Genomic DNA, 12,865 nt, shown 5'->3' with positions numbered 1-12,865 from the left:
TGTTGGAAATTATTTTCAATGCTTCCTCGACATTTTTCGCCTTTATCTCTTTACATCGTGTGGAAACTTAACGATAATAAGAAGAAATCGAATCGTGAATAGGTGATTTCATGACCATAGATCAAGTGTTAGAAAAAGCAAGTCAATATCTTAGTGAGGATGACATTGCTTTTTTACGTAAGGCGTATGAATATGCTGAAAAATCTCATACTGGCCAGTACCGCAAGTCTGGTGAACCATATATTTTACATCCAATTCAAGTTGCAGGGATTATTGTAGAACTTGAGCTTGATCCAAACACTGTGGCCGCAGCATTTTTACATGATGTTGTAGAGGATACAGATGTGACCGTAGAAGAAATTGAAGCTGAATTCAATGATCAAGTCGCGATGCTTGTGGATGGTGTAACAAAATTAAAGAAATTTAAGTATAAATCAAAAGAAGAACAGCAAGCAGAGAATCACCGTAAGATGTTAGTTGCGATGGCAAAAGATATCCGAGTGATTTTAATTAAGCTTGCCGACCGTCTTCACAATATGCGTACATTAAAATACATGCCGCCAGAAAAACAACGTATCACTTCAAACGAAACACTCGAAATTTTTGCACCACTTGCTCATAGACTAGGTATTTCAACAATTAAATGGGAACTTGAGGATACAGCTCTCAGGTATTTAGATCCGCAGCAATATTATCGAATTGTTAACCTAATGAAACGTAAACGTGCTGAGCGCGAAGAATATCTATCGCAAGTAATGGATACGATTAATGAACATCTAACAGATGTGAATGTTAGGGCTGAACTAAACGGTAGACCGAAGCATATTTACAGCATTTATCGAAAAATGGTGCTCCAAAACAAGCAGTTTAATGAGATTTACGATTTATTAGCTGTTCGAATTATTGTCAGAAACATTAAAGACTGTTATGCCGTTTTAGGTGTGATTCATACATGCTGGAAGCCAATGCCTGGTCGCTTTAAAGACTATATTGCGATGCCTAAGGCGAATATGTATCAATCCCTTCATACGACGGTTGTCGGACCATTTGGTGATCCACTAGAGGTTCAGATTCGTACAGAAGAAATGCATCGAGTAGCAGAATTCGGGGTTGCTGCTCACTGGGCATACAAAGAGGGTAAATCTGGTTCTTCTAAAGACTCATTTGAAGACAAGCTTACATGGTTCCGCGATATTATTGAATCTCAAAATGAGACCAATGATGCACAGGAATTTATGGAATCTTTAAAAATGGATCTGTTCAGTGATATGGTCTTTGTCTTTACGCCCAAAGGTGACGTTCTAGATCTCCCACGTGGATCGGTTCCGCTCGACTTTGCTTACCGTATTCATAGTGAAATCGGAAATCGCTGTATTGGTGCGAAGGTGAATGGAAAAATGGTTCCGCTCGACCATGAGCTGAAAACAGGAGACATTATTGAGGTGATGACTTCAAAACATTCCTATGGGCCGAGTCAAGACTGGTTGAAGATTACCCAATCTTCACATGCGAAAAATAAAATTAAGCAATGGTTCAAAAAAGAACGTCGCGAAGAGAACATTGAAAAAGGGCGCGAGATCGTTGAAAAAGAAATTCGTGCACTTGAATTTGAGCCAAAAGAAGTATTAACGGCTGAAAACATTCAAGAAGTAGCAAATAAATTTAGCTTTGCTGGTGAGGAAGACATGTTTGCGGCAGCTGGTTATGGTGGCATTAGTGCAAAGCAAATTGTGAACCGAATGACCGAGAAGCTTCGTAAACAGCTCGACCAAGAGCAAGAAGAGCAATCTTTGGCTAAAGCGATTTCTGAGATCCCGTCCTTTACACCGAAAAAGAAGACAAGCTCAGGGGTCCGTGTAAAAGGTGTCGATAACTTATTGATCCGTCTTTCTCGTTGTTGTACACCTGTACCCGGTGATGACATTATCGGCTACATTACAAAAGGTCGAGGTGTCTCCATTCATCGTTCCGATTGTGCCAATGTGAATACAGAAGAGGCGAAAACACGTCTTCTTCCTGTTGAATGGGAAGGTAGTCATCAGCAATCGAAGTCATACAATGTCGATATCGAAATCAGTGGATATGACCGCAATGGCTTATTGAATGAAGTGTTACAAGCAGTAACAGAATCAAGAACGATGATCAATGCCGTCTCTGGTAAGAGTGATCACCGTAACAAAGTAGCAACGATTAATATGACCATCTTAATTCAAAATATTGATCACCTTCATAAAGTTGTGGAGAAGATCAAACATTTACAAGATATTTATTCAGTACGTCGAATTATGCATTAATTGAAGTAGAGGTGTGGGTAGTGCGAGTTGTGTTGCAACGATCAAAAGAAGCGTCCGTAACAGTTGATGAAGAAGTAGTTGGCAAAATTGATGCTGGACTAGTATTACTTGTTGGAATCACACATGAAGATACAAATGAAGATATGGAGTATGTGGCTGATAAAGTCATCAACCTTCGTATTTTTGAAGACGAGGAAGGGAAGATGAATCATTCCCTTCTAGACGTGGGCAAAGACATCTTGTCGATCTCTCAATTCACCTTGTACGGTGATTGTAAAAAAGGGCGTCGCCCGAACTTCATGAATGCAGCGAAGCCTGATATTGCAAACGAACGCTATGAGTATTTTAATCAAGTGTTACGTGATAAAGGTATTCATGTTGAAACAGGAACCTTTGGGGCGATGATGGACGTATCACTAATCAATGACGGACCAGTCACACTGATAGTTGAATCAAAATAAGAAAAGTGGAACCGACTGTTTTGGCATGCGGTAAAATAAGGGGAGCAATAGGAAGTCGCCCTTTGACTTCATTTGATTCACCGTTTTTACCCGCAGGGCAAGAAGGTGAAACAAGACAAGAAAAGTGGAACCACCTGATTTTGTGAAATGTAAAAACAAAATCATCATTCCTTGAAAGTTTTTAATGAAATTGGGTCATGCTAGAAGTAGATAAAATGAGGAAGGACGATTTTATATGCGCTCTAGCATGCGGCAATTATCACTGCATCAACAGTCAGACCAAATGTTTCATGTTGATTTTCATAGCTTTGTTGAGAAAGAACAGGCTAATTCAAATCTAGAACTGGCTTCAGAATTTGGGTTGTCTTTACGCGATGTTCGCACATTAAAGCAAAAGCTAGGTCGAAATTAGCCTATTGACAGAGATGAGTTTCATTCGTATAGTAGTAAACAAACCAATTACAAATTTACATTATTCCGGTGACGGGGCATAGTAATCAAGGTAGCAAGTTAATCAGAGAGGAGAGGTCGTGGCTGAGAGCCCTCCAAATTTGTCTTGATGAATGAACACCTTTGAGGATCTTCTCTGAACATGTATATAAGTAGGAGATGACGTATACAGGCGTTAACTGTTGAAAAGTGGAAGTCGTAATTTAGGCTTCAATTAGGGTGGCACCACGGGTATATAACTCTCGTCCCTGATGTATTAAACATCAGAGGCGGGAGTTTTTTGTGTGGATAAAAGACCGAGTAAACAAGCAGGAGGAACAGTGATGAGCATTCAAATCCCACGCGGTACACAAGATTTATTACCAGGTGAAATTGAAATCTGGCAATACATTGAACAAAAATCAAAAGAAATATGCAGTCGTTACAATTACAAAGAAATTCGCACTCCTATTTTTGAGCATACAGAAGTGTTCGCGCGTGGCGTAGGGGAAACAACGGATATCGTCCAAAAGGAAATGTACACATTCACTGATCGCGGTGAAAGAAGCTTAACGCTACGTCCTGAAGGAACGGCTGGTGTTGTGCGTTCATTCGTTGGAAATAAACTATATGGTGAAGCAAGTCAACCGACAAAGCTTTTCTATACAGGACCCATGTTCCGTTATGAGCGTCCTCAAGCAGGTCGCATGCGTCAATTCGTTCAATTTGGCGTTGAGGCATTGGGCAGTAAAGACCCAGCCATTGATGCAGAAGTGTTGGCTTTAGTAATGAGCATTTATTATGAGCTTGGCTTAACTGATATCAAGCTTGTCTTAAATAGTTTAGGTGATAAAGAAAGCCGAGATGCACACAGAGAGGCGCTTATTAATCACTTTAAACCAAGCATCAGTGAGTTTTGCTCTGATTGCCAAAATCGCTTAGAGAAGAATCCACTGCGTATTCTTGATTGTAAAAAAGATCGTGAGCATCCATTAATGGCTACAGCTCCTTCGATTCATGATTACTACACAGAAGAATCAGCGATTTATTTCGAACAAGTAAAGGCACATCTTGATCAGATGGGCTTACCATATGTCATTGATCCAACATTAGTGCGTGGACTTGATTATTATAACCACACTGCATTTGAAGTAATGGCAGAAGGTGAAGGCTTTGGGGCGATCACGACATTATGTGGAGGCGGACGCTACAATGGGCTTGTACAAGAATTTGGAGGACCTGAGACACCAGGAATTGGATTTGCCTTTAGTATTGAGCGATTAATCATGGCACTAAAAGCTCAAGGGAAAGTGCCTGATTTCGGTAATCAACTGGATTGCTTTGTGGTCACTTTAGGTGATGCTGCAAAAGAGAAATCTGTTGAACTTCTTTACCAATTACGTCAAGCAGGCATTCGTTGTGATAAAGATTATTTAGATAAAAAGATGAAAGCCCAATTCAAGGCAGCAGATCGATTGAACGTACGCTATACAGCCATTCTTGGTGATAATGAACTTGCTGAGAATCGTATAAATGTTAAGAACATGGAAACAGGTGAGCAAGTCGAGGTTGCACTTGATACCTTTATCACATATATGAAAGAGCAAGTTGAGGGAGGCAAATAAGATGATAGGTAGAACGCATCATTGTGGAGAGTTAAGAGAAGAGCATGTAGGTGAAGTGGTACAACTAAAAGGATGGGTGCAAAAGCGTCGTGATCTTGGAAATGTCATTTTCCTTGATTTCCGTGACCGTTCTGGTATTGTTCAGGTTGTATTTAGCCCCGAGGTAAACAAAGAAGCATTAGAAATAGCTGAGCGTGTTCGTAATGAATATGTTCTAGAGATAGAAGGATCAGTTGTAGCCCGTGAGGAACGTACAGTAAATGATAAACTTCCTACAGGTAACATTGAGATTCATGTAACAAAGGTTGGAGTTCTAAATGCTTCAAAATCACTTCCGTTCCAAATTGAAGCAGATACGGATGCTTCTGAGGATGTTCGTCTACGTTACCGTTACTTAGACTTGCGTCGTCCTGATATGCAAGAAACATTTAAGCTGCGCCATAAAACGACGAAACTAATTCGTAACTTCTTAGATGATGAAGCATTCCTTGAGATTGAAACACCAATGCTGACAAAGAGTACACCAGAAGGAGCACGTGATTATCTTGTTCCAAGTCGTGTGCATCACGGTGAGTTTTATGCACTGCCGCAATCACCACAAATCTTTAAGCAGCTTTTGATGGTGTCAGGCTTTGAGCGTTACTATCAAGTCGTTCGTTGTTTCCGTGATGAGGATTTACGTGCGGATCGTCAACCAGAATTTACTCAAATTGATATTGAGACATCGTTCATGGATAAAGAAGACTTGCTTTCAATGACTGAGAAAATGATGGCAAAAGTAATGAAAGAAACAAAAGGCATCGATATTTCTCTTCCGATGCAACGCCTCACTTATGATGAAGCAATGAATCGTTACGGTTCAGATAAGCCAGATACTCGTTTTGAAATGGAACTTGTTGAGCTTTCTGAGGTTGTAGCTGACTCTAGCTTTAAAGTATTTACTAGTGCAATCAACAGCGGTGGCATTGTAAAAGGGTTAAACTTAAAAGGTGGAGCAAGTAAAATGTCTCGTAAAGAGATTGATGCTTTAACTGAGGTTGTGAAGCCTTATGGTGCGAAGGGTCTTGCTTGGTTGAAAGTAGAAGCTGAAGGTCTTAAAGGTCCTGTGGCTAAATTTTTTGAAGGCGAGCAAGCAGAGAGTTTACTTGAAGCAATGAACGGTGAAGAAGGAGACTTATTATTCTTTGCAGCTGATAAAAAACAAGTTGTATTCGATAGCTTAGGTGCTCTTCGTCTGAAGTTTGGTAAAGATTTTGACTTGATTAACAAGGATGCATATAACTTCCTATGGGTGGTTGATTTCCCACTCGTTGAGTATGATGAAGATGCAAAACGTTTTGTCGCTCTGCATCATCCATTCACAAGTCCGAAGAAAGAAGATCGTGATCTTCTTGCAACGGATCCAGCAGCTGTCCGAGCTGAAGCCTATGATCTTGTTTTAAATGGCTATGAGCTTGGTGGTGGATCACAACGTATTTACGAGCGTGAGATCCAAGAGCATATGTTCAGAGCACTTGGTTTCACAGAAGAAGAAGCAAAAGAACAATTTGGCTTCTTACTTGAAGCATTTGAATACGGTACACCTCCACATGGCGGTATTGCGCTTGGACTTGACCGTTTGATTATGCTACTTGCAGGTCGCACAAACTTACGTGACACGATCGCATTCCCGAAAACAGCAAGTGCAAGCTGCTTGTTAACCAATGCACCAAGTGAAGTAAGTCTAGATCAATTAATTGATTTAAACTTATCTGTCATTGGAAAGAAGTCTGATAAAGTAAAAGCTTAATAAATAGATCCCCGCTAGAGCGCATCCCGCGCAAGCGGGGTTTTTTAGAATGTGGCAATCGCATTAAGTTTTCGCACAAACGAAAAAAAACATTGACTCTTCGATTCGTGATGCGTATAATCAGTTTTAATAGAAAATTCGAAACAATATGAGATAGAGATCTCATCCTTATCAAGAGTGGTGGAGGGACTGACCCTATGAAACCCGGCAACCGGTTTGTATGCCATACAAACAAAGGTGCTACGTTCAGCAGAATGTATTCATTCTGGTAGATAAGGGAAGGCAGAAAAACCTTTCCTTAGTGAAAGGTTTTTTTGTGTTTAATTCTTGATATAAAGCTAAGACGAGATAGATAAGAGGCGAGGAGAGAGAGAGTTATGTTAAAAGTAGCGATTCTTGGATTTGGTACAGTAGGTGGAAGCGTATATGAACGGCTAGAAAAAAGCCGTAAAACCATTGAAAAGCAAATAGATGAGCCGTTTCAAATCACAGCCATTTTGGTAAAAGACCGTCAAAAAGATCGTGCCAACCTTAAGGATGTCTTCATCACGACAGAGTGGGAACAGTTTAAAGCTCATCAAAAGTACGATATCGTCTTTGAAGCGATTGGAGGGATTGAACCAGCCTTTACGTACACTCACTATTTTCTCGATCAAGGAATTCCCGTTATCTCTGCAAATAAAAAGCTTGTTGCGAAAAAAGGTGAAGAACTTGAAAAAGTAGCGACTTCAGGTGGAGCTTTTTATGGTTACGAAGCGGCTGTGGCGGGAGCTGTTCCGATTGTAAATGCTCTTCGTGGAACACTTGCAACGACAGCCATTAATCAAGTAAGAGGGATTTTAAATGGAACGACCAATTATATGTTGACGGAAATGATTCAAAAAGGACGCAGTTTTGCGGATGTGTTACTTGAAGCCCAGCAGTTAGGTTATGCTGAAAGTGATCCTACTGATGACATTGAAAGCTTTGATGCATGGTATAAATTAATCATCTTAAGCCGGCTCTGTTTTGGGAAATGGGCTGACCCTGAGCAGATCAGTCGTTTTGGAGTGAGTGAGATTGAAAATTGGCATGTAGAGGTGGCAAGTGATATCGGCTGCCAAGTTAAATTAGTAGGAGATGCGAGGCTTGAAGAGGGAGAGATTAAAGGCATTGTATCGCCGGCATTTGTTGTGAATGACGAACTATTAGCTTCCATTAATGGCGTTACAAATGGGGTGGTTATTTACGGCGAAGATATTCATGAATTAGCTTTTGTTGGGCCTGGGGCTGGAGGAGCTGCTACCGCTAATAGTATGGTGGAAGATTATCTTTTTCAAAAACGCTACAAAGGAGATCGAGTCGTTATAGCAGAAAGTGATTCAAAAGAGAGTGCTAGTTATGATGTGGTGTTTGTCAATCAAGCAAGCTACGGAGAATGCTTGCACTGGGCTGAGGCACATTCGGTCAACATCATTGAATCCATTCCTCATGCAGAGGGAGAAGCATGGATTGTGAAGGATGCTGCAGTCGATTACCTCCATCAGCCTGTTTATCAATTATGTGGTGACCTCAATCAAGTGAAAAGTCGTCAACATAGTAAGGTGCTCTAATCACATTAGGGTTTAATGAGATTTCGATACGCTTCAATGAGAGCAGTAGGTTCTTCTTTAATATAATAAGTCCTTACTCCGCGGCTTGTATGAAGATACAAGAAGCCCATCGCATTTTTTTCAGGTTTCTTACGATATGAAATATCAAATATAGATTGAATAGGGTAATGATCATCTTTTACTGTTAACTGATCTGGAAAAAGCATCATATCATACGAGGTTTCAACAATTCTCTTTTCAGTCCAACCAATTTCTTGACTGATTTCGATACAACGTTGGGTGGCAAGTGCTTTTTTCATAACTAGATGAAGCCTCCTAAATAAGTTTATATCTACCGTACCACAGGAATAAAAAAAGAACAAAAAAATAAATAACAGAAAATTTAGATAAAACACTTGCATGTCGTTTTTGGTCATGTTATATTTAGTTCAACAGATAAGAATCCTACGTTGTACGTAAAAACTGAGTGTTTTGAGCCAACACTTTTGAAAAGGGAGCAAGTAGTTGTTTGTTGGATTACAGGCCTTTGTGTACTCTTGGAAGGAAGTAAGATAATAAGCACTGTGCACCCACCTGTGAGAGCAGGTTCAAAGCGTAAGTCAAATACGGCATAGTTGGGATTCTTATCCTACATAACTGGGAAAAGAAGCTAAATTGTTCAATAGAACAATTTAGCTTCTTTTTGTGACGAAACGCCTTAGACTTTTTCATCATGCTGTGATATATTCAAATCCGACAATAGATAGCTTTTTAGTATGCTACTAAAAGGGTATACTAGCTGGTAAATAAACCTTTTGCTTGGAAGGAGAAACGATACATGTTACATCAATTTTCACGAAATGAATTAGCTATTGGTCATGATGGATTAGACCAATTAAAAAATAGCACAGTAGCGGTACTAGGTATTGGGGGAGTTGGCTCTTTTTCAGCTGAAGCACTTGCACGATCTGGTGTTGGCCGTCTTGTATTAGTTGATAAGGATGATGTAGATATTACTAATGTCAACCGTCAAATTCATGCTTTGCTTTCTACTGTAGGACGCGAGAAAGTAGAGTTAATGAAAGAACGGATTGCAGATATAAATCCTGATTGTGAAGTTATTGCTCTAAAAATGTTTTATACAGAAGAGACCTATGAACAGTTCTTCAGCTATGGACTTGACTATGTTGTTGATGCAAGTGATACGATCTCTTATAAAATTCACCTGATGAAACAATGCTTAGAGCGTAAAATCCCTATTATCTCAAGTATGGGTGCTGCTAATAAGATGGATCCTACTCGCCTTCGTATTACGGATATTTCTAAGACAAGCTATGATCCTATGGCAAAAGTGATTCGCACAAAGCTACGTAAGGATGGCATTCATAAAGGAATCGAAGTTGTCTTCTCTGATGAACAGCCTATTAAAATACGAGAAGATATCCGTAAAGAAATTGTTCCACAAAAAGCTGAAGAAGGTCCGATTCGTAAGGCGAAGATGCCACCTTCTTCAAATGCATTCGTTCCATCTGTTGCTGGCTTAATTATGGCTGGTCACGTTATCACGAAATTATTAGATGGCATTGAAATCAATCGTTAATCAATAAAAAAAACATGCTCCCACTCATTGGAAGCATGTTTTTCTCTATTTTGCGAGCTTTTCTAAATTTCCATTCTTGTCCATTTTAAAGGAGGCACTAGAGAGCGCTTCTTCATCTTCTAAGATTGCCATTCTTCGTGCTCTATTCATGATTTGAATGAGAGACTGGTAATCTTCTTCAATGATCGAGCTATCTTGTTTAAGCTTTTGAATTTCTCCTTCAAGCTCACGATTACGGTTAATGAGCTCTAAATTTGTCTTAATCAAAGCTGCATTTTCCTCTTCTAGAGAAGATGAGTCTGACTCGAGCGAAAGATTTTGTAAATAATGAATCACCGAATCTAGTGACATCTCTTTTGGTGCTGGTTGTAGTGATGGTTGTACATTTATGGTTGGTGGTGGACTCCACACTGGCTTTCGTTGAGTGAAATAGGAATAAGACATCGCGCGCTTTCTTTCTTTCCGTTCTTTTTTTGCTTCAGCAATTTGTCTTACATAGCGTTGTCTAACGACAGCATTCCATCTAAATCCACAAGCAGCAGACGTACGATTCAATTCATCTCCAACTTCTTCAAACGCCTGCAGTTGTGTGCTGCCTTCGCAAATATGTTTAATCACCGTTTCAGCCAGTAATACATCATCTTCATGAGACCAAGCATCTTGTCTAACTTTCATTCTGTTCAACTCCTAATCCATAAATAGTTTTTGTTACTAGCTACTATGGTCAGAATAAGAAAGGTTTATACAAGGCTCATAGAAAAATATGGAGATACCCTTCGATCTTTTTAAAAAAGAAAGCCTAATCATTATGAAAAAGTATGAAAGAACCTTTTTTTATATGGGGGAAACGTGTAAGATATAGAAGGTAAAATTATTTGTTAGTTTTCGACAAAATTCGAGGGGTACAAAATGGTAAAAACCTTACGAGCAAAATTATTGTTCTTCTTCTTTTTTGCGACGTTACTGCCTTTATTATTTGTAGGCTATATTACATTTCAGTCGCAAAAAATCGATATGAATGAACAGCTTCATCAAACGATGTATACAATGACTGATAACTTCGCTGTTTCTATAGAGGATATTGTAAATGAACGAATGAAAGATGTTATTATTCTAGCAAACAATCCAACGCTTCGAGATTCGGAGCAATCAAGAGAGTTGATTCGTGAAGAATTGCGATTATTTGTGAATGCACACTCGGTATATTACGGGGCTATTTTTGTGAATACAGAAGGAATTGTCACTGTAGACCTGGATAATACCATTGTAGGAACGGATGTTAATGATCGCTCTTGGTATCAAGAGACGATTTCAGGAAATGGCATTTATTTTTCTGATATTTTTTATTCAGATGTGATTAATCAGCCTGCGCTTGTCTTAGCACATGAAGTAAAAGGGAGTGAAGGAGAGACACTGGGTGTGGTCTCCGCCATTTTTGATGTGAACTTTTTATGGGAGCGTTTGGCTCACTTTGGTAAGCAACAAAAAAGTCATGGATTAGATGGGTATGCTTTTTTAGTAAATGATCAAGGAAATCTCATTGCACATCCAAATGAGAACTTAATCCTTTCATATAACTATTTGGAGCAAAATGAATTAACAAGTGAGGCCTTATTAAGCTTGGTCCAAAACCGAAACTTATTTCATAGTAAGAGCAACGATATGATTCAAACCTTTGCAAGAGTCGCTAAAGCTCAAGGATTTGATAACGAATGGTATGTTGGGGTCTCTGTACCAAAGGATCGTATTAATTCTCCGGTACATGAGCTCATTATAAAATACTTGATCTTATTTGGTTGTGTGCTTCTTATTACATCCTTTGCCGTATTAAAGTTGTCATCTTATATCGTTAAGCCGCTTCAGCGACTAGTATTTGCTACAAGTGATTTTGCATTTGGCAAAAAAGTCTACCCTCTTGCACCTGATGCTTATCATGAGGTTGATACGTTAACTAGAACATTTAATATGATGACAAGACGCTTAGTGGAAAGAGAGAAAAGCCACCGTAAGTCTACGCTCATATTAGAAACAACGGATAATGGTGTGCTTGCTTTTCAACAAAGTAGTCAGCGCGTTACAACGTTTAATAGGCAGTGTGAGCAGTTGTTTGTGCTTGAAAAAGAGCAAGTCATTGGATCAACACTTGATCAAGTGATTGAAACGAATAAAGCATTTGAACAATTTATTGAAAGCTCGAAGCTAGCTGATGTGCTGCATAATAAAGATTTTAATAAAAAGTATGAATTTGAGTTTTATTATAATGGTCAAAAACGAATCTTCTTTGCAAGTGTCTCAACTTTGCCGAAGCTTAATAACGAAGATGAATTAGAAGATGTTTTATTGATTTTCATAGATATTACAGATAAACGCAAAATGGAACAAGAGCTAGTGCGCTCAGAAAAGCTCCAACTAGTTGGTCAACTAGCAGCAGGTTTCGCTCATGAAATTCGTAACCCGCTTACAACCATTCGGGGATTCATGCAAATTTTCCATCAATCAGATGCGACAAAGGGTGAGCATAAAGTTCATTACGATGTGATCATCAAAGAGATTGACCGAGTGAATTCGATTATTGATGAACTGCTGCAGATGGCTAATCCGAAATCGATCACGACCAAAGCAGAAACGAATATCGGGGAACTTTTAACTGATATTTATACATTGTATAAACCAGAAGCAACGGAAAAAGAGATCGCAATGAAGTTGCATCTAGAGCCATTGCCAACGGTGTATCTTGATCGGAGTAAGCTTCATCAAGTCGTCATGAATCTAGTCAAAAATGGACTTGAAGCGATGGATGGAAGTGGAAAGTTAATTCTTAATGCTACTGAAAATAGTGAAAGAGAAACGATTGAAATCTCCATTGAAGATACGGGTGTTGGAATGGATGAGAAAACAGTTGAGATGCTTGGAACACCATTCTTTACAACGAAAGAAACAGGAACAGGTTTAGGGTTGATGACCTCATTCCGTATTGTTGAAGAACTCGGTGGAGAGATATCTGTGAGTAGTATTGAGGGAGTCGGTACAACATTCACTATTCAATTACCCCTATATGAAGTAAAGATGTATCAATAAAAGACTGGCTGCAACATG

General features: G+C 39.2%; 10 protein-coding genes, 1 other RNA gene, 1 riboswitch and 1 other annotated feature. Of the genes, 9 read left to right on the top strand and 2 right to left on the bottom strand.

What is annotated here, in order from left to right; translation table 11 throughout:
• Window positions 1-110 precede the first annotated feature (110 nt).
• From AB3N04_RS07470 to AB3N04_RS07445, 6 genes are all read left to right on the top strand, one after another.
• Entirely contained in the window at window positions 111-2,294 is a 2,184-nt protein-coding gene (locus AB3N04_RS07470; RefSeq protein WP_368505468.1) for a bifunctional (p)ppGpp synthetase/guanosine-3',5'-bis(diphosphate) 3'-pyrophosphohydrolase, read from the top strand.
• A gap of 20 nt (window positions 2,295-2,314) precedes the next feature.
• On the top strand, window positions 2,315-2,755 hold the full coding sequence (dtd, locus tag AB3N04_RS07465; RefSeq protein ID WP_317123101.1) for a D-aminoacyl-tRNA deacylase: 441 nt from the start codon (window positions 2,315-2,317) through the stop codon (window positions 2,753-2,755).
• A 235-nt stretch (window positions 2,756-2,990) separates the two neighbouring features.
• Window positions 2,991-3,167 (top strand): hypothetical protein, encoded by a 177-nt coding sequence (locus AB3N04_RS07460; protein ID WP_368505467.1) that lies wholly within the window; start codon window positions 2,991-2,993, stop codon window positions 3,165-3,167.
• A 59-nt stretch (window positions 3,168-3,226) separates the two neighbouring features.
• Window positions 3,227-3,458 (top strand) — a binding site (T-box leader).
• 70 nt (window positions 3,459-3,528) lie between these two features.
• The gene (gene hisS, locus AB3N04_RS07455) at window positions 3,529-4,809 is read left to right on the top strand and encodes a histidine--tRNA ligase (RefSeq protein ID WP_368506009.1); all 1,281 of its coding nucleotides are present in this window, start codon (window positions 3,529-3,531) and stop codon (window positions 4,807-4,809) included.
• 1 nt (window position 4,810) lies between these two features.
• Window positions 4,811-6,598: an aspartate--tRNA ligase gene (aspS, locus tag AB3N04_RS07450; protein ID WP_368505466.1), complete on the top strand. Its 1,788-nt coding sequence runs from the start codon at window positions 4,811-4,813 to the stop codon at window positions 6,596-6,598.
• Between the two features lie 165 nt (window positions 6,599-6,763).
• A riboswitch (SAM riboswitch) is annotated at window positions 6,764-6,877 on the top strand.
• Window positions 6,878-6,975: 98 nt separating this feature from the next.
• Window positions 6,976-8,190 (top strand): homoserine dehydrogenase, encoded by a 1,215-nt coding sequence (locus AB3N04_RS07445; protein ID WP_368505465.1) that lies wholly within the window; start codon window positions 6,976-6,978, stop codon window positions 8,188-8,190.
• Window positions 8,191-8,195: 5 nt separating this feature from the next.
• Here AB3N04_RS07445 and AB3N04_RS07440 read toward each other — a convergent pair whose 3' ends face one another.
• Window positions 8,196-8,489, bottom strand: a complete 294-nt coding sequence (locus AB3N04_RS07440; RefSeq protein WP_317123106.1) for a hypothetical protein — start codon at window positions 8,487-8,489, stop codon at window positions 8,196-8,198.
• Window positions 8,490-8,628: 139 nt separating this feature from the next.
• On the opposite strand from AB3N04_RS07440, the gene ssrS reads away from it, so the two are divergent.
• Together ssrS and AB3N04_RS07430 are read left to right on the top strand one after the other, a co-directional pair.
• Window positions 8,629-8,815, top strand: a non-coding RNA gene (gene ssrS, locus AB3N04_RS07435) — 6S RNA.
• A gap of 192 nt (window positions 8,816-9,007) precedes the next feature.
• Window positions 9,008-9,769 carry a tRNA threonylcarbamoyladenosine dehydratase gene (locus AB3N04_RS07430; protein ID WP_317123107.1) on the top strand — a complete coding sequence of 254 codons (762 nt, stop codon included), beginning with the start codon at window positions 9,008-9,010 and terminating at the stop codon, window positions 9,767-9,769.
• 45 nt (window positions 9,770-9,814) lie between these two features.
• Here AB3N04_RS07430 and AB3N04_RS07425 read toward each other — a convergent pair whose 3' ends face one another.
• Window positions 9,815-10,444 (bottom strand): RsfA family transcriptional regulator, encoded by a 630-nt coding sequence (locus AB3N04_RS07425; protein WP_368505464.1) that lies wholly within the window; start codon window positions 10,442-10,444, stop codon window positions 9,815-9,817.
• A gap of 234 nt (window positions 10,445-10,678) precedes the next feature.
• Between AB3N04_RS07425 and AB3N04_RS07420 the strand changes: the two genes are divergently transcribed.
• A complete protein-coding gene (locus tag AB3N04_RS07420; RefSeq protein WP_368505463.1) occupies window positions 10,679-12,847 on the top strand; it encodes an ATP-binding protein in 2,169 nt (722 codons plus the stop codon).
• Window positions 12,848-12,865: the final 18 nt, after the last annotated feature.

Source organism: Alkalihalophilus sp. As8PL (assembly GCF_040939795.1).
Classification (GTDB): Bacteria; Bacillota; Bacilli; order Bacillales; family Bacillaceae_D; genus Alkalihalophilus; species Alkalihalophilus lindianensis.
The sequence above is the reverse complement of the archived record's forward strand: the minus strand, read 5'-3'. Positions and strand labels throughout refer to the sequence as shown.